Annotated in this window: 16 protein-coding genes and 1 pseudogene; 4 read left to right on the forward strand and 13 right to left on the reverse strand. The window is 55.2% G+C overall.

All coding sequences use genetic code 11. The features are described from left to right. Positions 1-19 precede the first annotated feature (19 nt). Complete coding sequence (locus IEX36_RS01320) at positions 20-2,263, forward strand: TonB-dependent receptor plug domain-containing protein (protein ID WP_229668608.1); 2,244 nt, start codon at positions 20-22, stop codon at positions 2,261-2,263. A 6-nt stretch (positions 2,264-2,269) separates the two neighbouring features. On the opposite strand, the gene IEX36_RS01325 is transcribed toward IEX36_RS01320, so the two are convergent. From IEX36_RS01325 to IEX36_RS01345, 5 genes are all read right to left on the reverse strand, one after another. Further along, positions 2,270-3,559 (reverse strand): MFS transporter, encoded by a 1,290-nt coding sequence (locus tag IEX36_RS01325; RefSeq protein WP_188757568.1) that lies wholly within the window; start codon positions 3,557-3,559, stop codon positions 2,270-2,272. Between the two features lie 26 nt (positions 3,560-3,585). Beyond that, entirely contained in the window at positions 3,586-5,124 is a 1,539-nt protein-coding gene (locus IEX36_RS01330; RefSeq protein WP_229668609.1) for an acido-empty-quinoprotein group A, read from the reverse strand. Positions 5,125-5,143: 19 nt separating this feature from the next. After that, positions 5,144-5,836, reverse strand: coding sequence for a c-type cytochrome (locus IEX36_RS01335; RefSeq protein WP_188757570.1), 693 nt, complete (start codon positions 5,834-5,836; stop codon positions 5,144-5,146). Positions 5,837-5,986: 150 nt separating this feature from the next. Continuing rightward, on the reverse strand, positions 5,987-7,312 hold the full coding sequence (locus IEX36_RS01340) for an aspartate aminotransferase family protein (protein ID WP_188757571.1): 1,326 nt from the start codon (positions 7,310-7,312) through the stop codon (positions 5,987-5,989). An 82-nt stretch (positions 7,313-7,394) separates the two neighbouring features. Next, complete coding sequence (locus IEX36_RS01345) at positions 7,395-10,646, reverse strand: TonB-dependent receptor (protein WP_188757572.1); 3,252 nt, start codon at positions 10,644-10,646, stop codon at positions 7,395-7,397. A gap of 287 nt (positions 10,647-10,933) precedes the next feature. Here IEX36_RS01345 and IEX36_RS01350 point away from each other — a divergent pair, with 287 nt between their 5' ends. Continuing rightward, positions 10,934-11,710, forward strand: coding sequence for an IclR family transcriptional regulator (locus IEX36_RS01350; RefSeq protein ID WP_188757573.1), 777 nt, complete (start codon positions 10,934-10,936; stop codon positions 11,708-11,710). 158 nt (positions 11,711-11,868) lie between these two features. Beyond that, on the forward strand, positions 11,869-13,653 hold the full coding sequence (locus tag IEX36_RS01355; RefSeq protein ID WP_188757574.1) for a hypothetical protein: 1,785 nt from the start codon (positions 11,869-11,871) through the stop codon (positions 13,651-13,653). On the opposite strand, the gene IEX36_RS01360 is transcribed toward IEX36_RS01355, so the two are convergent. The 8 genes and pseudogenes from IEX36_RS01360 to IEX36_RS01390 all read right to left on the reverse strand — a co-directional run bounded on the left by IEX36_RS01360 (position 13,654) and on the right by IEX36_RS01390 (position 21,487). Continuing rightward, entirely contained in the window at positions 13,654-14,112 is a 459-nt protein-coding gene (locus IEX36_RS01360; protein ID WP_188757575.1) for an SDR family NAD(P)-dependent oxidoreductase, read from the reverse strand. 32 nt (positions 14,113-14,144) lie between these two features. After that, positions 14,145-14,351 (reverse strand): annotated as a pseudogene (locus IEX36_RS17680) (SDR family oxidoreductase); the annotation flags it as partial. 58 nt (positions 14,352-14,409) lie between these two features. Beyond that, positions 14,410-15,573 carry a galactonate dehydratase gene (dgoD, locus tag IEX36_RS01365; RefSeq protein ID WP_188757576.1) on the reverse strand — a complete coding sequence of 388 codons (1,164 nt, stop codon included), beginning with the start codon at positions 15,571-15,573 and terminating at the stop codon, positions 14,410-14,412. Next, positions 15,570-16,994 carry a hypothetical protein gene (locus IEX36_RS01370; protein ID WP_188757577.1) on the reverse strand — a complete coding sequence of 475 codons (1,425 nt, stop codon included), beginning with the start codon at positions 16,992-16,994 and terminating at the stop codon, positions 15,570-15,572. Before IEX36_RS01370 ends, dgoD begins: the two co-directional genes overlap by 4 nt. Continuing rightward, positions 16,984-17,766, reverse strand: a complete 783-nt coding sequence (locus IEX36_RS01375) for an IclR family transcriptional regulator (RefSeq protein WP_188757578.1) — start codon at positions 17,764-17,766, stop codon at positions 16,984-16,986. Before IEX36_RS01375 ends, IEX36_RS01370 begins: the two co-directional genes overlap by 11 nt. A gap of 13 nt (positions 17,767-17,779) precedes the next feature. Continuing rightward, on the reverse strand, positions 17,780-19,402 hold the full coding sequence (locus IEX36_RS01380) for an SLC5 family protein (protein WP_188757579.1): 1,623 nt from the start codon (positions 19,400-19,402) through the stop codon (positions 17,780-17,782). 32 nt (positions 19,403-19,434) lie between these two features. Then, the gene (locus tag IEX36_RS01385) at positions 19,435-20,472 is read right to left on the reverse strand and encodes a dihydrodipicolinate synthase family protein (protein WP_188757580.1); all 1,038 of its coding nucleotides are present in this window, start codon (positions 20,470-20,472) and stop codon (positions 19,435-19,437) included. After that, a complete protein-coding gene (locus IEX36_RS01390; protein WP_188757581.1) occupies positions 20,459-21,487 on the reverse strand; it encodes an NAD-dependent epimerase/dehydratase family protein in 1,029 nt (342 codons plus the stop codon). The genes IEX36_RS01385 and IEX36_RS01390 overlap by 14 nt, the downstream gene beginning before the upstream one ends. 160 nt (positions 21,488-21,647) lie before the next feature. Between IEX36_RS01390 and IEX36_RS01395 the strand changes: the two genes are divergently transcribed. Next, the gene (locus tag IEX36_RS01395) at positions 21,648-22,565 is read left to right on the forward strand and encodes a Gfo/Idh/MocA family oxidoreductase (protein ID WP_188759728.1); all 918 of its coding nucleotides are present in this window, start codon (positions 21,648-21,650) and stop codon (positions 22,563-22,565) included. Position 22,566: the final 1 nt, after the last annotated feature.

Genomic DNA, 22,566 nt, shown 5'->3' on the forward strand with positions numbered 1-22,566 from the left:
GGGGCAAGCAAGTACAGGCGTGTTAGTTCTAAGCATTACGGATTCGGCCGGGCTTGGTTTGAAGTCCACAGTTGAAGTCGTTAGCGAAGCAAATCAGTACAAGCAAGAGTTTGCTACGGATGCCGGTGGCAATCTTTTCATTCACGATCTTCACTTCGGTGTTTACCAAATATTGGCGAAAGGGACGGGCTTTTCCTCGGCTTCGGCAACGCTGAATATTCGGTCAGAAATTCCGGTAAGGTATCGGATCGAGCTGAAGATTGCCCCGGTGTCTGCGTCAGTGACGGTGGATATTGAGAATACATTGCTAGATCCGTATCGTCCTTCGTCGGTCATGCAGATTGGCCGGGAGCAGATTCGAGACCGGGTAGCGTCCCTGCCGGGCCGTTCGGTGCAGGACCTAGTGAACACGCAGCCAGGATGGTTGTATGAAGGCAATGCGGTATTGCATCCCCGTGGTTCGGAGTATCAAACGCAATTTGTAGTGGATGGAATACCGCTGACAGATAACCGTTCACCGAGCTTCGGGCCGGAGATTGATGCGAATGATCTGGAGTCCATCAATATTTATACGGCGGGTATCCCGGCAGAGTACGGACGCAAAATGGGCGGTGTAGTCGAGCTGAATACACAGCGGAACGCGCTGGCTGGCCTTCACGGACAACTGATTCTGTCAGGAGGGAGCTACCAGACAGCAGAGTCGTTTGGGCAGGTGCAGGATGTATGGGGAAAGAATGCGCTAACTGTGACTGCGTCTGGCAGCATGACGAATCATTACCTCAACCCCGTTGTTCCAGAGAACTACACGAACCACGGAGCGACTGGAGATTTTTCACTCCGCTATGCAAGGGAGGTGGCACAGAGCGATCATTTTGCTTTGAGCGTACGGCATGAGTTGTCACAATTTGAGATCCCAAATGAGCTGGTGCAACAGCAGGCAGGGCAGCTCCAGCGCGGGGACAACTCTGAAACCATGGTGGCAGTCGATTACCAGCATCTTCTCTCTGTAAACGTGCTGGGGAATCTCGATGGGATGGTTCGGAGCAAGGAAAACGGTCTTAGCTCAAATCCGCTCTCTACGCCTATTCTGGCATTTCAGGACAACCACTTTCGCGAAGGCTACGTGAAGGGGGCGATTTCAGTTCATCGCGAGAGGCAGGAGTGGAAAGCAGGCTTCGAAACTGACAATACCTTTCTACATGAGAACTTTCATTACGACATCACTGATCCGTCGCAGTTTGATGAAGACACGCCGGGCAAACTTGACTTTGTGCAGAGCAGACCTGATCTGGAGCAGGCCGCGTTTGTGGAAGACCTGATCAGGCTGGGCAACTGGACCGTAAGCGCTGGGCTGCGTTGGGACCACTACCAGTTGCTGCTGAACGAACATGCGTTCAGTCCCCGATGGTCGGTTGCATATTATCTGCTCGCTCCGAAGGTAGTGTTGCATTTCTCATACGATCGGATATTTCAGACGCCTTCGAATGAAAATATTCTCATCTCCAGCTCTTCTGCAATTAGCCAGTTAAGTGCCAATGTGTTACATCTTCCGGTGAAGCCTTCGAGAGGGAACTACTATGAAGGCGGCATGGAAAAGGCCTTCGGCGATAGGCTGCGGTTCGATGCGAACGTTTTTCGTAGGGACTTCCGTAACTATGCAGATGATGACCAGTTATTGAATACGGGAGTGAGTTATCCGATCTCCTTCGACAAAGCTGTCTTATATGGTCTGGAAGGAAAGCTGGAGCTAGTTCATGTAGGAAAGCTGTCGGGCTTTGCGAGTTACTCGTACATCGTGGGAAATGTATGGTTCCCGGTTACAGGAGGACTGTTTCTTGGAGACGACGTTGATCAGGTACTCAGCGGTGTGGGGCATTTCCCTGATTCGCAAGATCAGCGGAACACGATACGGACGAGATTCGAGTACAAAGTGAGCTCCCACTTGAGTGTGGCAAGCGGGTTGTCGTCAGGATCTGGGCTCCCGTTCGAATACGGTGGCACAGAAGCGGAGGCATTGGCACAGTATGGCCCAGAAGTGGTCGATAGGCTAAATTTTGAGCGTGGACGCGTCAAGCCTTCGCTCGCCGTGAATGCATCGCTCATGCTGGTCGTCTATCACAGCGAGCGCGCAGATATCAGATTTCAGGCAGATGGAGAGAATTTGAACAATCGTCTGAACGTAATTGATTTTGGTGGGCTGTTTTCAGGGAATGCGATCGGGCCCGGGCGGAGCGCATATTTTCGATTGAATGCGAGCTTCTAAGCAGAGCTACCGTGCAAGGGGCTCTTTCCCAGTAGAACGAGCGAGTTTGGAGTCAGGAACGGTGACAGCGTAGATTGCGGCGGCCCCGACGATACCAGCCTCAGCCATGATGGTCCAGGCATAGTTGTAGTTGTGGAGTTTGTCGAAGAGGCGGCCTGCAAGCCATGGTGCAATCCACTGTCCGGCAGAATAGCCCATGATGAGGATGGCCAGTAGCTTACCGAGCGAGGAGATGCCGAAGCATTCAGCCGTCACCAGAGGAATAAGCATATAGTCAGCCCCTACGGCGAAGCCGAAGATAATGGCGAAACTCCAGGCGGCTGCGGGCTGGTGGGCTAAGAAGAGAATAGGGATTGCGCCGCCGATGACGAGATAGAAGAGAGCCATGGTGTTCTTCTTCTGGAAGCGATCGACGATATAGCCGATAAGGACGCGGCCTCCCAGGCTCGAGGCGAGCAGTGCTGAGAGTAGTTGTGAAGCTTCGGCTTTCGAGTAGCCCTGGTCTGTGAGGAAGAAGATGAAATGCTGAATAATGGCGTTGATGGCTCCGATGACGAGCGTGGCCCCGATGAGAATGAGCCAGAAGTTGCGAGTGCGAATCGATGCAAGGGCTCCAGTCGACTTATCTGTTGATTTCGCCTCTTCGATGTAATTGTTGCCGTCGGGGAAGAGGCCAAGGTCGGCTGGTGCAGAGCGCGTGACAAATAAGTTGATGGGAGTGAGGACAAAGAGCGAAATGACTCCTGCAATCTCAATGGCGTGACGCCAGCCAAAGTTGTGGATCAGAATATTGGCTGAGATAGGAGCGATAACGCCGCCGAGCCCAAGGCCCAGGTAAGCGTAGCCCATGGCACGGCCACGGTGAACCCGGAACCATTGAGTAATGAGAACCTGGTTGGCAATGGGCCCGGTGAGTGTGTAACCCATTACTTCGAGCACACAGAGAATCTCGTACTGCCAAAGGCGGGTCATGCAGCCCATGAGAATAAGCGGAACACCAATGAGCCCGACACCCGAGAGTATGACGCGCCGGGTGCCGATGCGGTCGATGATTGCTCCTGTGACGAGGCTGAAAGGAATGCCCGCGGCGATGAATCCAATCAGAAAGCCCTGCGTTACCTGGGCGCGGGTGAATCCTAGTGAGGTGGAAAGGGAAGGGTAGAAGACGGGGAAACCATAGTAGATCATCCCCACAGCGAAGAAGAGGTTGATGAATGCGACTACAACAATCCACCAGCCGTAAAAGATGACGGTTGAGGGGTGATCACTTCGGCTAGATTGCCGCGTCAGTTGCATCTGAATCTCAGTATCTCAGCTCAGGACTAGTTTGACGGCAGGCTCCAGGCATACAAGACGCCATCAACTCCTGTCAGAACATATTGTCTGCCGTTGAGTTGGTAGGTCATCGGAGCATTACTGAGTGAGCCACCGCCGCGTGTGTGCCAGAGCACCGTACCGTTCTCTGGATCAAGTGCAAGAAGATTGCCCGAGATGTCTCCGGTGAAGAGCAGATGGCCTGCCGTGGTGAGGATGCCTGGTGTGCCAAGGCCGATACCACTCTCGCGCTGCCAGCGGACCTTTCCTGTTTGATAGTCCAGTGCGAGTAGAACCGATGTCGAGATGAGAGACTGCGAACCGCCACCCTGGTGGTCTTCGGGAAGACCATTGGGGCCGAGCGCAAGATACCAATAGCCGTAGCCTTCTTGTGCGTTGACGTAGAAGAGTTTCGTCTGAGGATCGTAGCTGGGCGACATCCAGTTGGTGGCTCCGTCCGCAGCGCCTTCGACAAGTGCTCCGTCCGGCTGGGGCTCCGTTGCAGGATCGGGAATGGGGCTACCTTTGGCGTCGACGCCTTTCGAAAAGTTGATTTTGACGTAGGGCTGCGAGAGAAGATTCTCGCCGGTCTTACGGTCGAGAACGAAGAAGTATCCGTTTCTGCTTGCCTGCGCGATGAGCTTGCGCGGTTTGCCGTGAAAGTCAGCATCGAAGAGGACCGGCGTTTCGACGGCGTCCCAATCGTGCGTGTCATGCGGTGAGGCCTGGAACGACCAGACGATTGCACCCGTGTCAGGATTGAGGGCGAGAATGCAACTGGTGTAAAGATTGGCTCCCGCACGGCCAACGCCAGCCAGAACCGGATGTGGGTTGCCGGAGCCCCAGTAAAGCAGGTTGAGATCGGGATCATAGGTTCCGGTAATCCACATCGCTCCGCCGCCACGAGACATCGACTTTTCATTGGGCCAGGTTTTGGCAGCGGGATCGCCGGGTTGGGGAAGTGCGAAGGTCTTCCAGACAAGCTTGCCTGTCTCCCAATCACGCGCTTCGATGAAGTGAGGAACGTCTGCTTCATCGCCGGAGGTTCCGAGGATGATGCGGCCTTTGACGATGAGCGGTGCGATGCTGAGGTAGTAGCCAAATTTCACGTCGGCTATTTCAACGTCCCAGAGTTTGTTGCCATTGCGCGCATCGAGACAGATCAGGTGGGCATCCGGTGTACCGAAGTAAATGCGGCCGTTGTAGTAGGCGACGCCTCTCTGGCCAAGATGGTCTCCCTCTGAGGGGCGGCGGAAATCCCAAATTTTTTGGCCGGTCTTTGCGTCCACAGCCCAGACGATGTCAGGTACGGTGAAGTAGAGGATGCTACCAATCTGAAGCGGAGTGGATTTGAGCGTTGCAGCGTGTGTTTGAAAGGCCCAAGCAAGTTGCAGAGAGTGGACGTTGCTTTGATTGATCTGCGCAAGCGAGCTATAGCGGCGACCGGAGTAATCGCCGTTGTAAGTGGGCCACGAATTGGCTACGGGAGATAGCGAGATATCCGGTTCAGGGGTCTGGGCTGAGAGCGCCAGGGAAGCGTAGAGCACGAGGCAGACTGCAGCCGCGCTACTTGAGTGTTTCCAAATACGAAAAAACATCATGAATATCCTTGTTCGTGTACTTGTGGAGGAGCTCCATATGGCCGTCGAGCGGATCTTTAACTTCTACCTTGACGGTGTTGAGCGGCCAGGAGCGATACCATCCTGTGCCAGCGATGATCGCCACATAAAATGCGTCGAGATGAACCAGCCTGCCGGTGATTGTTTTATTTGACGGCAGCGTGATGGTAGCTGTCCGGAGATCAACCGGAGGATAGAGAAAGCGCGACTCAAGTTCGACGGGGGAGTATTTGCTCGCGATACCTGCGAGGTCTTTCTGTGGGGAGTGGCATCTTGCGCATCCTCCTTCGCCGTTGAAGTAACGTTTGCCGGCCTCGACGTTTCCCGTAAGCAGCTTTTTAAGCTGATAACCGCCGACGGGGCCAGAAGACTCGACGCTGTTGGTCACTTCAATCCGTGCGTGGAGAAATGCTGCAATGTCCGATATCTGACCCTGCGTGAAGGTCGGGTATGCTGGCATACCCTTGCTGGTGCGGCCTTCCATGATGACTGGGCCGATGAGGTTTCCATCGACATCGTGACGTACAAGAGAGGAGTCGATAAGGCTGGAGCCAGAGCCGCCTCTCGCGTCCGTGCCGTGACAAATGGCGCAGGACTGCTGATATTTATCATTTCCGCGCTTCGCGTCCTCCTTGTCCATGGGGTTCGATTGCGCTCGAACACCAGGAAGAAGGACAAGGAAAAGCGAAATGCAGAAAGATGCCTTCCTGAAGATACAGTGCTGGCTCTCCCGACTATCGGCAGGCTTCAGGAGCTGTTCTGATGCAGATATTACGAACAAGGGATACTCTCAGGGTTTGATGGAAGAGGGTAGCACGTTGTGCAGAACGCGAACAGTTTGTTCGAGGTCCTGCTGTGTATGAGCCGCAGAGATGGACCACTGTTTTGCGGGGACAGGAAAAGTATAGATGCCTTCTTGAATAAGACGCATGCGAAGCAATTTGTCCCTGGTGAAATCGTGGTGCGCAGCGAGATCGTGCCAATCGCGTGGAGCGTGGTCCATCAGGTAAAGACAGAACGCAGAGCCTTGCCGCTCGACCAGCAGGGGAAGACCATGATGTTGCGCGATGGCTTCAATTTCAGTTTGCAACCACTCACCCATCTGCTCGAGCCTGGTGTAGACTTCGCCATCATTCTCCCGCAGGCGCTCAATCGTTGCGATAGCGGCAGCGGTCGGGATGGGGTGTCCGTTGTACGTTCCAGCGAGTAGGACACGACGTGCTGGATCGGGGTGAACAAACAGATCGAGGAAGCGTTTTGCTCCCCCGACCGCGGCGATAGGGTAGCCGTTCGCAATGGCTTTGCCGTATACAGCAAGATCAGGGGCGACTCCGGCAAGTGAGGCGTAGCCGCCGAGGGAATGACGGAAGCCAGTCTTTACTTCGTCGAAGATCAGCAGGAAACCGGCTTCGGTTGCAAGCTTGCGAAGACCTTGCAGATACCCCGGTGCGGGCTTCACAACTCCTATGTTCTGCAGAATAGGTTCCAGGATGATTGCTGCAATCGGATATTGTTGTGCAATGAGACGAACCGACTCAAGGTCATTGAAGTTGACGGGGTGTACGAGCTGGCTGTGTGCAGCGGGTATGCCTGCGCTGATGGGATGGAACCTATACTCTCCAGTAATGCGCGGCCCAAGTTCAGCTAGAGGAGTTGCCAGGTTGCAGGCAACGTCGTTGTGCCATCCGTTATAGCCCCCCTGCATGACGATAATGTGGTCGCGGCCGGTGGCGGCGCGGGCGAGACGAAGCGCTTGGTAGGTGGCTTCGCTGCCAGTGTTGAGCAGTGCAACGGATTCAATGAACGGAGCACATCCACAGATCATCTCTGCGAGACGCGCTTCAAGCGATGTGGTGCCACTACCGTAGAGGCTCTGGTGCTGCTCGAGGGCACGAGCGACGGAGCTATTAACGTGGGGATCATTGTGCCCAAGGATGTGTGGGCCAAAAGCAGCGTGGTAGTCGATATACCGCTTGCCTTCGCTGTCCCACATATGTGCGCCGCTGCCGCGGACAAAGATGAGGTCTGGTTCTGCGATACGGTTTACGGATGCGACTCCGCCGGGGAGAAATCTCCGGCTCTTTTCAAGGGTGTCTTCTGTGGAGTAGGTCAGCATGGGATACCGGATGTCTCTTTACAACAGCGAATGTCGCCTGAGCGGCCACGTGGATGACCGCTCGGGCCAGTGGGCCGACGTGTTAGAACGTTACCTTTGCGCCGAACTGGAGCTTCCGCGCGATCACAACTGGATTGCTGGACGTGATCGTTCCGTAGGTAGATGGAACAGTGATGTCCGAAGATGGATTATTGAAGTTGGCTGTGTTGGTGAGATTGAACGCATCAACACGAAGATTGAGATGAACGCCCTCTGCAATTGTGGTGTTTTTGTTGAGGTTCATATCAATCGTCTTGACGCTAGGGCCATAGAGTCCGTTTCGCTCGCTGTCGCCAAACGTATTCGGCTGAGGTTTGACGAATCCCAATGGGGCTCCAGTGGTGGGATTGGTGTTCAACCAGTGAGCGATGGTCTTGTTGCTCGCGTAAGGCTGGACTCCGGGCACCACATCTGCACGAGTTGCATACCAGGCGTCGCCTGCGTTATCGAACGTGACGCTGAACGGAGCACCTGACATCAATTGCGTGATGGCCGCGACGTTCCAGCCTTCCAGGAGTTTGCCGCGCACACCGCCGTACTGCGCGAACCTGCGGCCAGGGCCGAAGGGAAGATCATACCCACCGCTGGCAAAGAAGGTAATTCTGCGCACGCCATCTGCATTCCCGCGATCTCCGGCAGGGTTATAGGGGTTCTGTGGTGATCCGACTTCTCCGACGTTATCGATACCCTTAGTCCAGTTAAGACTGCTCTCGAAGAAGACCCCATTGCTATAGCGCTTGGTGCCTTCAACCTGGAGTTGATTGGTAAATGAGGCGCCGCTGAACTTCATCATGAGGATGTCGCCATAGGGCTGATACGGCCTGAGAGACTGAAGCGCTGTGCCGGACTGCTGTACTCGCGGCAGGTTCATGTTGTAGTTGACGAAGATGGCATGGTCAACCTTGTTGCCGAGGTAGGTCATGCGGAATCCGATATCACCAGGCAGGCGTTGCTCGACGGTGAAGTTCCACTGCTGTGAGGCTGTGTTGCGAATCTGGCGATCGACCGCATAGAGGCTCGGATTTGCTGTGACGAATGGCGTCACGCTGAAAGGATTTGCCAGTGTGACAGTTGGCGTCGCTGGAGCGCTGTCATACTCCTGCACGAGGCGGAACGGCGGGTTACTGATGCCAAGTTGATAGATGCCCTGATAGACAGGGGGCATGTTGTAGAAGATGCCATAGCCGCCGCGAAGGACCATCCGGTCATCACTGAACGGACGGAAGGCAAAGCCGAATCTGGGTGCGATGTCGCGATGGTCAGGCAGGAGCACGTTGGATCCCCAGCCTGCATCCTCTGATGTCTCGTAAGGATAGAGATTCAATAGCGTTTGGTTGGTACTAACGGGAAGCTGACCGTGAACACTGCGTACGACGTTCAATCCCTTGGCAAAGTCGAAGTTCGTCCAACCGCCATACCGCTCTGTCGGCTCAGTTTGAAGTTCATAGCGGATGCCGATATTGAGCGTGAGGCGTGGGAAGATGCGCCAGTCGTCTTGCACGTAGAAACCATAGCGATTGATCCCAATATCATTCGACGGAGTCTCCGTAGCACGGACTGCATCGTTCGGGTAGCCAAGCAGCGCATTAGCTAGTGGACTTCCCGTATAGCGGTAGGCTCCGAAGTAGAAGAATCCAAGCGTAGATGGGGACACAGAGGGGTTAGTAGAAACGCGGTTATAAGCGAGATCGGCGCCTGCTTTGAAGATATGCGCGCCCTTCTGCCACGAGAACGTATCGCCAATCTGATCGGTGATCTCAGGGTTGGGTTTTGAGCCGCCACGGTCGGCAATGGAGGTAAGGCCAGAGATGGAGAACGTCGGCAAACCGCCAATCGCGTGTGGATACAGGCCTGGGAAGATGGTAGAAGGATCGAAGTTCTGGTTCTGTCCCTGCCGGGTCGAAACCTGTGCAAAGTAGGAAGCGCGGATCTCGTTGCTCATAGCAGGAGTGATGATCCTGGTATAGGTCAGGGAGCCAGACTTCGTAGTGTAGCCCGCGTTGGAGTAATTGTTATATTCCACTGGCGAATAGAGGTTCACTGAATACGGGTTGCCGCCCATCGAGTAGTTGACGATGAAAGTGAAACGATTATTGATGTTGAGATTGTGGTCGAGCCGACCGGTGTAGCGGTTGACATTGATTCGCGTGGGAAGAGTTTGGACCAGGTTGGAGGTGTTGCCAGACTTGGTGGGAAGAGGTACAAACTGGAGAACCGCGAGCGTCCGTGGATCAAGCCGGTTGGTTGGAATCTGGTATCCATTAGGGCAGGTTGGACTGCTGGGAAACGGAGTGCCTCCATTTTGCGGATCTTTAATCGTAGTGCTGAAGCATCCAGCGCGCTGAGCGGCGGTAGGAACTGAAAAAGTTCCGGTGCTCGAGGTGCGCTGACGCCAGCCTTCATAGGAGAAGAAGAAGAAGGTATGGTTTCTGTAGATGGGGCCACCCACCGAGCCGCCAAATTCATTGCGGTTATAAGGCGTCCGCGCGATATGGGCTGCGTTGGCGAAGTAGTCGTTGGCGGCGAAGACCGTATTGCGATTGAAGGCAAAGAGCGAGCCATGGAAGCGGTTGGTGCCGCCTTTAGTAATCATGGAGACCGCCACAGAAGATGAGAACTCCGCCTTAGCGTTATTCGACTCAACTTTGACCTCCTCGATCGTATCGAGAGAAGGCTGCGTCGTCAGCGAGGTCTGGTAAGAGTAAGCGCCGCCGCCGTTGCCCAGATCGTTGAAACCTACGCCGTCCACTGTGAAAGTAGTTCCGCCCCAATGTTCGGAGCCTGCGATCTTAGGGTTTGAGCCCGACGCCTCGCCGGTATTTCCGGGTACAGTCGCAATGAAGGTGTCCATCGTACGGCCATTGGTGGGCAGCTTTTGCAGCGCATTGGTGTCGATGATGGTTGCAATCGACGAGCTTTCGGACTGGACCACAGGAGCCGAAGCAGTGACTACGACGGATTGCGTGACCTCTCCAGGAACCAGGGAGAGGTTGTTTCGTGTGGTCTGATTGAGTTGTATCTGGATGTCCTTCACGTCGACAGAGCGATAGCCCTGAAGCTCAGCACGAATGCTGTAGAGGCCTGCGGACAGATTGTCGAACTCGTAATCTCCGGCCCGGTCGGTGAGCATCGAATAGGAGGCGCTGGTCCCCTGGTTGGTCACAGTCACTCTCACCTGAGGGACGACGCTGCCCGAGCGATCAGAGACTGTGCCCAGGAGGGTACCGGTCACGCTCTGGCAGAGCGCCGCCATGGGCGCGAAGAGAAGAAGCAATAGGCTTAGTCGGCGATACATCATAATGGTCTCCAAAGAACCGGGAGAATCTGAATGCGATGTGCGAATATTGAGCCGCGTCAAAGTGGAGCGTCAATGTGATTGGACGGTTAATCCTGAATACAGGACAAAATCGAACACTCTCCAACATCAAGACAGATGGCAGTGGCTCAGTGTATATTCTAACTGTAAGAATACAATCCACTTTCGTCTAGCAGAGCCTGTAGCAGAAAATGCAGAGATGATGGTGCAGTAAAAGGCACACGCAGGCCCTTTTATCCCCGTCAAAAGAGGACAGGAATCGCAGAATGCCGGCAAAAAATCATATCGATCTTGTGGTGAAGACATTGAACGTGCTCGAGTCGCTTGCGCAGAGTGAGCACGGGAAGGCTCTCAAGGAAGTAGCAGCAGAGGTAGGCCTGGTGAAGAGCTCCGTCTTCCGTATTCTTTTCACCTTGAAACAGGCTGGCTATGTGGAACAGCCGGAAGCAAACGGCGTATATCGCCTGACGCTGAAGACGGCGGGCCTGACGCGGAGAAACAGTGAGCGGATGGGCTTTGTCACGGTGGCTCGTCCGCACCTGACCCGACTGCGTGATGAACTGGATGAGTCTGTAGCGCTGGCCGAGCGACGCGATCGCTCCATCGTGCTCATCGATGTTCTGGAGACTTCACATCCCCTGCGGCTCACATTCCACATCGGCGATCACTGCCCAATTCATGCGACTGCGATGGGCAAGGCAGTCGCTGCTTTTCTGTCTACGAGAGAGGTCACCGCATTGCTCGACAAATCCGAGTTGCCCCAGTACACGCAGAACACCAACACCCGGGTGCGCGACCTGAAAGCCGATCTAGGACGAGTGCACAAGCTGGGCTACTCGGTGAACGACGAAGAGACCGTGTCCGGTGCGGTAGTAATCGGGGCGCCGATCTTCGATTCGAAGAAGAGCGTCTGTGGCGCCCTGAGTGTGAATACGCCTACAGTCCGTTGCTCCGCTACAAAAAAGAAGCGTTTGATTGCAGCGGTGATTGATGCCGGCAACCAGATATCCGCCGACCTTTCCGATATTGGTTTTGTACGTTAGAGGGTTGACGAATGACGGGGAACCAGAGTATCAATGTAGTTCTTCCGTGCATAATAGATTCTGATAGTAAGAACCAATTCTGCGTGGAGGCATGATTTCTACTGGTCAAGGGGAGTGTAGCGATGCCAGATCGCCGCCGATTCGTGCAAGGAAGTCTGATGCTATCAGGTGCGTTTTTCGGTCTCGACCGTCACAGCTTAAGCGCAATCGGATCTGAGGCGGGATCTACTACGGGAGTGACAGGCGGAACTCTGGTGGGGGAGTACTATCGTCGTCTCGCAAAGTGGTGCGCTGTGGTGAACGGCGGGTTGAAGACGCGGCCCGGTCAGAGCCTCAAGGATTTGGAAGCTCAGCATGGCTGGAACCATTTCCCGTACACCATCCTTCCGGCCGCGGTGCTGTATGCCAAAAAGCATCCATCGAATCGCTGGTACAAGAATGAGGAGATGCTGACGCTGGCACTTGCGATTGGCGACCTGCTGATGCGCGAAGACATGCAGGGCACGTTCACGCCTCGGCTGGATAGCTATCGCGACACCTACATGTGGGTGGAGGCATATGAGCTGCTGAAAGGCAAGCTTGGGGATGATCGGAGGAGGAAGTGGAAGGTTGCGATTGAGAGGAATATCGGACTTCTCGAGAATGACGCCATAGCGTGGAAGGATTGCCCAGCGTACACGGAGAACTTTCTTGGAACGTCACCAAATCACTACGCGTGGTGGTCTGCGACGCTTTTGGTAGGTGGGAGATACTTGGACCGTCCGGATTGGGTGAAGATTGGCTCGGCTGTGCTGCGCCGTTTTGCGACGACTGAGCAGAACCCCGATGGATACTGGGGAGAGCATAACCCGGACGGACCGACGATTGGTTACAACTATCTGACGACCCTCGCTGTTGGGTTGTACTGGGAGCATGTCGGTGACCCTCGTGCGCTGCAGGCGCTGAGAAGGGCGACGGATTTTCACTCGCACTTCACCTATCCAGACGGAAACGCAGTGGAATTGATGAACGACCGGAACCGGTATTGGGAGGTCAGCCCGTGGGGGCAGTTCGCATTCTCGAACTTTGCTGATGGGCGCAGCTACGCGGCGCTGCTGGTGAGAAATACTCCAGACGATGAGATCGACCTGGACACTCTCGGACTGCTGGCACAGAATGCTCTTTACTTCCACGAGGGGGCGGTAGAGAAGTGCGCGCCAGAACTGGAGCAGTATTCTCATCGCTTGCAGGGGGCGGCCGGAATCCGCAAACAAGGAGCGTGGGTAATGGGGCTTTGCGGGATCATCGACACGGAGCTTCCGCTGAGTCAGTGGTTTCTGGACCGGCAGGCGAATGTCGCACTCTTTCATGAAAAAACGGGATTGATCATTGCAGGTGCGAATTCCAAACATCAGCCGGAACTGGCGACACTCTCTGAAAAGTTGCAGGACACAATCGAGACAAAACCCCTGGGCAGCAGGTTAACGCAGCGAGCAGATGGAGATTGTCTTGCTATAGCGCATCACACCTTCACCTGCGAGGTCCTTGCGCCGTCAGCTACGGCAGATGAAGCTCAGGTGAAGTTCCGCATCACTGGACGGGGGCCTGTACCGGAGGAAGCTGCGCTGGCGCTGCAACTATGCCTTAAAGCGGGCACGGTACTTGAGACTGGCGCTGGCAAAAAGATAAAGCTATCGGGAAAGAGAATCGAGCTAACACCGGACATGCTAGGCGGCTCCATAACGCACGGAGCCTGGACGCTCAAGATCGATGCAGATGCCACGTTGAGCTGGCCGGTATTTCCTTACAACCCTTATCGCAACGAGCTGGAGACAAAACTCGAGTACGCGGTAGGTTTGCTGCACGCGCCGCTACGTCTGCATGTGGATCCAGCGCATTATGTACGCCCCGACGAACAGCAAATTCAGGTGACTGTGAGGGTGCCAGGCACGCGTGGCGCATGATCAATACCGAAGGAAGAAGCCTCCGTCGACGCGCAGCGTTGCTCCGGTAATGTAACTCGCATCATCGGAGGCGAGAAAGGCGACGGCTTTGGCCACTTCGTCCGCCTGGCCAAGTCTGCCGAGTGGAAGGCGCGCGCCTGCGATAACAATGGCGTCTTCCGGGTTGAAGTTCCGCTCACCGGGCGTGTCGATCCAGCCTGGTTCGATGATGTTGACGCGCAGGTGTTGCGGCGCGAGTTTCAGTGCCCAGGAAGCGGCCATATGGGTGATAGCCGCTTTAGCTCCGTTATACGCAGAGGCATTCGGGTACGGACGCGAGCCGTGAACCAAGCGGATGATGATGATGGCTCCTCCGTCTTGCGCTGCCATGGCGCGCGCAGCAAGCTGGCTGCAATGAAACACGCCCCATTGCGAGACCGCCCAGGTTCGCTCGACGTCTTCGACCGTAAGATCAAGCAATGGTTTGCGAACGCTGTAGGCTCGTTATTAACAAGGACATCAAGCTGATTGAAGCTGCTGGCAACTTCGGCAAACATGCGCTCTACCTGCCTGCGATCGCTGATGTCAGCAATACATACAAAGGAGCGCCGTCCCATCTTCTGAATTGCGGCAGAGACCTCTTCTGCTTCGTCACTGCGCAGATCGTTGATGACCACATCGGCGCCGCTGCGTGCAAGCTCAAGTGCGGTCGATGCCACGTGCGGCTCCGGTAACAAGCACCACTTTGCCTGCGAAATTGGAACTCATAGGTGGTTTCTACCAGTCTGCAACTGAGCCATCGCGATGGTTGTACGCCATCAGAACTTCAGGCTGCCACGGATATTTTGCTGCTTCGGCCTCATTGATCTCGATTCCCAGTCCTGGTCTGGTGGGGGCGCTGCACTGTCCTGCTTCTAGCGGAATGAACTCTGAGACGATGTCGCTTCGCCATGGAACATCGGCGCGAACCATTTCCTGAATAAGATAGTTCGGCGTCGCGAAGCCAATGTGAGTGGAGGCAGCAGTACTGACGGGACCCTGTGGATTGTGGCAGGCCACGGAGATCATGTATGTCTCGGCCATTGCAGCGATGCGTCGGGCCTCACTGATGCCACCGCAGTGTGAGACGTCCGGTTGAACGACAGAGCATGCGCGCTTCTCGAAGAGTTCGCGGAACTCCCAGCGCCCTGTTAGTCGCTCGCCAGTAGCGATGGGGTAGGGAAGCGCACGTGCAACTTCGACTAGTGCATCGATGTGCTCAGGCCAGCATGGTTCTTCGTACCAAAAGAGGTTAAAGTCTGTGAGCAGGCGGCCAAACTGAATCGCTGCAGCCGGCGTGGTGCGGGCATGCAGGTCAAGCATAATGTCGATGTCATCGCCGGCTGCGTTGCGCATGGCTTCGACACAGCGCATGGCGCGTTTCAGAGTCGAGGGACTTTCAATGTATTCGGCAACCGGGATAGGCATCGCCTTAACCGCAGTGAATCCCTTCTCCATGCTCTCCTTCATGCGCTCTGCAAACTCCGAAGGTTCGACAGACTTATACATGTTCTCGAGCGTGCCACCACCCAGGTGATCGTAAAAACGGAGTGTGTCTCGCACTGGGCCACCGAGTAGGTTGCACACAGGCTGACCTAGGTCCTTGCCCTTGATGTCCCATAGAGCCTGATCGATGCCGCTCATGGCCGAGTAGTTCGTGATCCCGCCGCGCCAGAAATACTGCCGATGCATGATCTGCCAGATGTGCTCAATACGGCAGGGATCCTGACCAATCAGAAGAACGGAGAGATCTTCGATAGCACCGACGACGCCCTTGGTCTTCCATTCGAGCGTGGATTCGCCCCAACCATAAAGGCCTGGCTGGTCGGTTTCTACTTTGACGAAGATCCAGTTCCTCATGCGCGCGTTGACGACGAGGGTGGAGATTTTTGTGATTTTCATGCAGGTTCCTTTTGAAAGAGTTCAGTGAGTGCTTTGAGCGCCTCGTCGACGACCACATCCGCGGCGTCAGACGAAAAGGGTGTTGCTTCTACTTCGTAACCGCCTTCGCCGAACGCCTGACGGTCGGGAATATAGCCGAAGCCCCCATTGGAGTAGCCGGAGACGAGTGTTAACGGGAAAGGCGAGGCCTCGCGAATGCGTTTACCGATAGAAGAGAACGGTTCGCCCGCGATCGAGACGAGCGCAATGAAACCTATGCGAATGACCTGCATAGGCCAGGCTGTTTCGCGTTGTCCCCCATAGCGAACAGCATTTTCCAAACGCCATCCCATCTGCGTCGCCTTTGCTTGGATGAGCTGCGCTGTGTGCTGTTCTCCGGCTTCTTTGAGGCGTAGAACTTCCTTACTTAATGCTTCAAACTCGGCTGCGGGTATATCTTTGGCAGGAAAAGTTCTAAGCGGGAGATAGACCGTGCGGGTAAGCATCTCGCAGACAGGTGGTGCGACCACCACAGGTTCGTACTCATACTGAGCGATGTTCGCCCCTGATGGCATGACGGAGGTGAAGTGCGCGGTCAGCGGTTGGGTGTCGATGCCTACTGCGAGACTTGCTGCCGCAAGGCCGAGCTCATGACCTAGCCGGCGATAAACAGAGAGAGCTCCGGTAAATCCGCGCCGCGGCCCCAGATCGCCTGAGGCACCTTGAAGAAAGAGGCAGCGGCCTCCAATCTGCTGTTCGACAACCTGACGAGCGGGGCCGGGAAAATCGGGAGTAAAGCGATCGCTTTGCCAACCTACGGTTGTGGGGTGGCAGGCATAGTTAATGATCGTCGCGAGTGTATTGCCATCTTCATCGTCCAGCCGAAGTGTGATGAGCCTAGGATCGGATGGAGCTTCTTCGTTGACTCCTACAACGCACTCTCCTTGAGGTGTCGTTACTCGCCGGTTTCGGTTGATGAAGCACTCGCCACTGGCGGCTCCGATGCGAACGGGCTTGAGGGTTCGTAGTGCTTGCCAGGCGGTTCCGGCGATGCGATTTGGCAGTCCCTCAAGATATTCCATTGCCATGTCGAGCCCAACGGTAATGTTCTTGAGGCGGAACGTGTTCGGACCCGAGTGAGTATGACTCGTCGAAAAGCGAATGCAACTCACAGGAACACGCGTTAGCGATGCTGTCGTGTCGAGGATCTTTTGAGTCCAGTAGGCGTCAAAGCCGATGGCGTCTGCGTCGAGAATCAATATCCGTTTGCCGTTCTGTTCGAGCGCGAGCGCTGTGACATAAAGCGGCATGTCTGCGCCGGTTCCACGTTCATGCAACTGCGCACCCCAACCTCCTTGCGGAGTTCCAGGTGCGGGCGTGATGTCCGAGCGTCCTGTTCCAGCGAGCAGGGGAGAGGTCGAGACGTAAGAGTTAGCTGGCATTGCGTGTTAGGTCCAATTCGGAGTGAGTTCCAATTTGATGTGCGGCACGGCGTAGCAGTTCGACGCCCGCAGGAATCCATTCATCGTTCAACTGTGCCACGCTACCGGAGACGCTTAGCGCCGCAATTACTTCTCCGCGCCGACTGAAGACTGGAGTGGCCAAGCAGCGAACATCTAATTCTTCTTCCTGATCATCAAGCGCGAAGGACTGTTTCGCTATCTTGGCAAGCTCGCGTCGAAGCGCATTCCCACTGGTAATGGTGTTGCGCGTGTAACGGGCGAAGGTCCCCTGCTTCAGAAAACGTTGCTGGTAGGCCAAAGGCGCATAGCTGAGGAGTATCTTGCCGACGCCGGTGCAGTGAAGATTGGTACGCTTTCCTAAATGAGTATCAAAGCGAAGCAGGCCGAGTCCCTGGACCTTCTGGATATAAACTGCCTGATCAAGGTCCAGCACAGCAAGGTGTGCAGTAAGCTGGGTTACGGCCGAAAGCGACTTCATTGGACGAAGCGCGATGTCCGCTAGTTGCCCGGAGGGAGCAGCCTCACGGCCAAGCCTATGAGCCTTCACGGAGAGCATGCAGTTGCGCCGTGAAGCGTCCCGGGTAATGTAACCACACCTCTCGAGTGTCAGGGCGATCGCGTGCGCAGTGCTTCTCGGAATAGCAAGTCTTCGGGCCAAATCTGCGATGTTCATGCTGTGCCCAGAGCTATCCAGTGCTTCGAGCATTGCAAAGGCGCGTTCTATAGCGGGAATGCTCTTCGTAGTCTGCATTGGCGTCTCCTCTCTAACCATGTTTAACCAATGGTCCCCAGAATTGAAACCAGATCATATAGGCGTAGAGCGCAAGGGCAAGACAGACCAATGCACTCCACCAGAGAAGTGGGCTACTGAACCCGATGCTGCGTGCGCGTTCCGCTTGCGGAAGGCGCAGGAACGACTTCGACCAGACAATCTTGTCGACGACTTCTGCAGACGGTGCTGTAGTGACGAGAGAGACGAATACCATGAGAATCAAGCACGTGATCCAGACGAGGAACGTGCGATTAAGAAAGTTATCGTATGGGCGGAGGATCGACACGTATCGGAAAAGCACGTATTGGACGAAGGCTGTGTACGGAAAACCGAAGAGGAGGATAAAAGTAGCAGCGGCAGCTGAGGCTCGTCTCCATAAAGCCCCGAGCAGAAAGACAACCGATATGGGAGCGGCCACCCACGCACCTACATTCTGAATTAAAAGAAAGACCCCGTACTTTCCTCGCGCCAGCCAAAGAGAAAGCAGCACTGCGAGGATTAGGATGACGAAAGAACTCCAGCGTCCTACTTTGACCAAGTGGAGGTCCGTGGCTCTAGGCCGTAGTAGAGGATGATAAAGATCGATCGTGAAGATAGTGCTGGACGAGTTCACAACCGAAGAAAGATGTGAGAGGAGGGCACTTGCAATGCCCGCCATCACAATCCCCGCGAGACCAGCAGGAACCAGCGTTTTGACCAGAGTGGGATACGCCAGATCGGGATCAGGAAGGCTGGGAAAGAGCTTAAACGCCACAATACCGGGAACAACGACGAGAAATGGGAGAAGGATCTTCATAAAGCCAGCAAAGATCACACCCATGCGCGCATCCCATTCCGTCCGTGCACCTAGGCAGCGCTGCACAATGAATTGGTTGGTGCAGTTGTACCAGATGCCGATGGAGAGGAAGAGTGTGAAGACGCCAAACCACGGATAGGTCGGATCGTTCAATGGATAGATGATTTTGAATTTATACGGTTCAGCGTGCATGAGTGCAAGAACGCCGCCGGTCCGCACCAGGCCAGTGATTGCAACGATTGCGCCCCCCGTCATTAAGACAAGAAACTGGAGAAAGTCGGTCCACGCTACGGATGCGAGGCCGCCATAGATCGTGTAACTTCCCGCAAGCAGCGCGAGGCCAAGAATGCTATAAAGCGGATCGATACCAAACATTCCTTCAAGGGCCTTCGCTCCTGCAAGCATGACGACAGACATCTGGGCCACGATCCAGAGCACCAGCGAGGCGATTGCAAAGATGTAGCGGCAGGTTTTGTTATAGCGTCGCTCAAGAAACTCCGGCATGGTGTAGATGCCACCCCGAAGATAATACGGCAGGAAGATCCATAGCAGCACGGAGAGTGTGAACCAGTTGCCCCACTCCCACTGCGCCACGACGAATCCTGCGGCATAGGCTGCTCCAACCATGCCGATAAAGTGCTCCGTACTGATATTGGCGGCGATGATGGAGCCGCCGATAGCGTACCAGGGAAGGCTTTCTCCAGCGAGGAAATACCCGCGTGAGCCATTGGTGGCGCGGCGCGCAGCCAATAGGCCGATCAGCACATTGACGAGTAGATACGCGGAAAAAAGCAGTTTATTTAGGAGTGTGCCGAACATAAGTGTTTCTTACTCCCAGGTCATCCTGTGGGCTACGATAGCCACGCGTCGATGTTCTCTTGCACAAATGCATCATCAATGAGGTGAGGATAGGTTTGGATCACACGATCCAACTCCTTTGCCTGTCCGGGCGAGAGGTCTTCCTCGGGGTTTAGACACCATCTTCCCGCGAGCAAACCCTGCCTGTGCAAAACTTCATTAATGCCAGGAATGCAGCCATGGAAGTTATTTGCCGCGTCGAAGAGTACTGCGTTCATGTCAGTCACTTCTGCATTAAGAAGAAGCCACTTGGGATCGATCGAGCCTGAGGATTCGGCTACCTTGCGCAGTTCGCGATACAGCTCCACCGCACGCGCAGTCCAGACTGCCCAATGGCCTAGCAGGCCACCTCTGATTTGAAGACTTTTGTTGTTGAAGCGGAAGCGGGATAGCAAGTCTATAACGATGTGGTCGTCGTTGCCAGTGTAGAGTGCGATCTCTTCAGCGCGGCCCGACTCCGCCACGCCGCGAAGCACATCCTGTGTTGCATAACGGTTGAATGGAGCGATCTTGATGCCAACGACGCTTTCAACAGAGGCGAAGGCCCTCCAGAACTTAAGAGGAAGATGCTGTCCTCCAACCGCGGGCTGCAGATAGAAACCAATAATAGGAATGATCTCTCCGATTGCACGCACATGGTCGATGAGTTCATCCATTGGGGCGCCCGCGAGTGCTGCCAGACTGAGCAGCGCTGCGTGATAGCCGAGGTCGTGAGCCGTTTGCGTCTCACGGACGGCCTGCTGCGTCTTCCCGCAGACGCCAGCTACACGAATCGCATCTTTCGACCGAAGCTCTTCAGCAGCGAGCGCAAGCACGGGCTCATACAGCCCGATGCGAGGGTCGCGAATCTCGAATTGCGTCGTATGAACGCCGACCGCGACGCCGTCTGCTCCAGCAGCCATGTAGTAACGTGTCAGGGCACGTTGGCGCCGCTCATCAAGTTTCCGCTCACCAGTGAGTGCAAGTGGATGGGCCGGAATGACAGTCCCAGCATGAAAGGCTGCTCGCCAATTGAAATTAGAAAGTGCCATCACGTCTCTCAAATTTGGTGGGTTTGCCAAGGGTCATGCCGCCGGCGCCGAGCCAGTTTGCGGTCATCTCGATCAATTGCTCTTCCGTCACAGTGGACGGACCGAGCAAGCTTGCGCAGCGCGAAGCGTCGCTCAGCAGGGCTGTCTCTGATTCGGTGCCCGTGAACCGAGGCTTTTTGCCAAAGCGCCGACCGAAGTTCTCCGCAACCTCGCGGACCGAGAGCACTTTGAGTCCGGTGACATTGAGCGCACGCGCGGGCACGTCGCAAAGCGCGAAAGAGCGAAGACAGTATGAGTTGGCATCGCCCTGCCAGATTACGTTTGCGTAGCCTGTAGTTAGATCAACAGGTTGCTCGCGCAGGACCTTTTCGGCGATATCGACAAGAACTCCGTAACGAAGATCGACCGCATAATTCAGGCGATAGATGAGCGTAGGGATCTGATGCGTGTTGGCGAAGTATTCAAAGATGCGCTCACGCGCGAGTGCTGATTGCGCATATTCGCCAATAGGGGCGACTGGCGTATCTTCAGTGGCCCCTTTGCTGTTGATTGGGGTAAAGGGATAGACGTTACCGGTCGAGAAAGCTACTATCCGTGAGGCATGAAAACGCTGTGCAGTCAGGCCGGCCATCCAGACATTGGTAGCCCACGTGAGCGGCTGGTCAGCGACGGAGCCAAACTTTCGTCCAGCCATAAAAACAACATTCGGCGCATCAGGAAGTAGGCTGTAGGTATCAGGGTTAAGCAGGTCCGCTTCGACGACATCATTGCCTCTCGAATAGCGAGCAAGAAAACCGTTATGATCCCTGCGTGTCACCGCAACCACCCTATGGCGAAGCCCAGCCTGCTGAATGGCGCGGCGCATCCGCCCAACGAGGCTCGGTCCCATCTTTCCGCCCGCGCCCAGCACGACTACATCCCCTCTGAGTTCCGCGGCTGCTTCTACGTCGACTTCTGAAGGCTGAGTAAGCAGCTCTTCCAACTTGTCTTCATTGCTGAGAATTGTGGTGGACATGTATAATTCCGCTGAGTAGAATATGTTCTACTAAATTGTGAATACGACCTTACGAGCCCGGGGAGCGTTTGTCAATGCCAGAATGTGGAGAGGCCAAAAAATGATGTCAGCCGGAACAGGAAGGCTCCGCGGGCGGCTGCTCGCAAGTATTGTGTTCGTGATGTTTTGTTTGGTGCAATCGGGTTCTGCGGCCGACTTGCGGCTGGGTATCATCGGAACCGATACCTCACACGCAATTGAATTTACAAAATTATTGAATGACGCCGCTGCGCCTGGTCACGTTGCTGGTGCACGCGTCGTAGCAGCATATCGCGGTGGCAGTCCGGATATTGCAGCCAGCCGCGACCGGATTGTCGGGTTCAGCACGGAGCTGGGCAAGGCGTGGCATATCCCCTTCGTTAAAGAGATCAGTGATCTCTGCCCACTAGTTGATGGAATTCTTCTTGAAAGCGTGGACGGGCGTGCGCATCTCAGACAATTTCGCGAGGCAGCAAGGTGTGGCAAGCCGGTCTTTATTGACAAGCCACTGGCCTCCACGCTCGCCGACGCGCTGGAGATCGGCAAGATCGCTGCCGCAGCTAGAATTCCGTGGTTCAGCAGTTCGTCATTGCGGTTTGGTGCGGTTCAAGCTATGAGCGCGCCAGCCGTGACAGGAGCATTTGTGTGGGGTCCCGGGCCATTCGAAGAGCATCACCAGCTTGATCTCTCCTGGTACGGTATACATACGGTGGAGATGTTATTTACGATCATGGGCCCGGGGGTAAAAGACGTTACTCGTACATACTCCCCCAGCGTTGATGTTGTTACAGGAGTCTGGACCGATGGGCGAGTCGGCACGTTGCGTGTCTTAAGGCCGGACAGTTCATATGGAGCCGTGGTCTACTATGCGAACGGCCACTCCGTTGTCGAGAACGAGATCGCGGTGAGCTACTCTCCGCTGCTAGAAAAAATCGTGCAGTTCATGCGGACGGACATCCCACCCGTTCCCAATGGAGAGACGCTTGAAATCTTCCGGTTCATGGATGCCGCACAGAAGAGTCGTGAGCGTGGCGGCGTTCCCGTTTTGGTCAATCGCTGAA

The sequence above is a fragment of the Edaphobacter acidisoli genome (genome assembly GCF_014642855.1).
Classification (GTDB): domain Bacteria; phylum Acidobacteriota; class Terriglobia; order Terriglobales; family Acidobacteriaceae; genus Edaphobacter; species Edaphobacter acidisoli.

Bases quoted from the DNA above. Each gene is read 5' to 3' on its own strand.
- IEX36_RS01325 (WP_188757568.1), bottom strand. From the start codon at position 3,559: ATGCAACTGACGCGGCAATCTAGCCGAAGTGATCACCCCTCAACCGTC.
- IEX36_RS01335 (WP_188757570.1), bottom strand. From the start codon at position 5,836: ATGGACAAGGAGGACGCGAAGCGCGGAAATGATAAATATCAGCAGTCC.
- IEX36_RS01340 (WP_188757571.1), bottom strand. From the start codon at position 7,312: ATGCTGACCTACTCCACAGAAGACACCCTTGAAAAGAGCCGGAGATTT.
- IEX36_RS01345 (WP_188757572.1), bottom strand. From the start codon at position 10,646: ATGTATCGCCGACTAAGCCTATTGCTTCTTCTCTTCGCGCCCATGGCG.
- IEX36_RS01350 (WP_188757573.1), top strand. From the start codon at position 10,934: ATGCCGGCAAAAAATCATATCGATCTTGTGGTGAAGACATTGAACGTG.
- IEX36_RS01355 (WP_188757574.1), top strand. From the start codon at position 11,869: ATGCTATCAGGTGCGTTTTTCGGTCTCGACCGTCACAGCTTAAGCGCA.
- dgoD (WP_188757576.1), bottom strand. From the start codon at position 15,573: ATGAAAATCACAAAAATCTCCACCCTCGTCGTCAACGCGCGCATGAGG.
- IEX36_RS01370 (WP_188757577.1), bottom strand. From the start codon at position 16,994: ATGCCAGCTAACTCTTACGTCTCGACCTCTCCCCTGCTCGCTGGAACA.
- IEX36_RS01375 (WP_188757578.1), bottom strand. From the start codon at position 17,766: ATGCAGACTACGAAGAGCATTCCCGCTATAGAACGCGCCTTTGCAATG.
- IEX36_RS01380 (WP_188757579.1), bottom strand. From the start codon at position 19,402: ATGTTCGGCACACTCCTAAATAAACTGCTTTTTTCCGCGTATCTACTC.
- IEX36_RS01385 (WP_188757580.1), bottom strand. From the start codon at position 20,472: ATGGCACTTTCTAATTTCAATTGGCGAGCAGCCTTTCATGCTGGGACT.
- IEX36_RS01390 (WP_188757581.1), bottom strand. From the start codon at position 21,487: ATGTCCACCACAATTCTCAGCAATGAAGACAAGTTGGAAGAGCTGCTT.
- IEX36_RS01395 (WP_188759728.1), top strand. From the start codon at position 21,648: ATGTTTTGTTTGGTGCAATCGGGTTCTGCGGCCGACTTGCGGCTGGGT.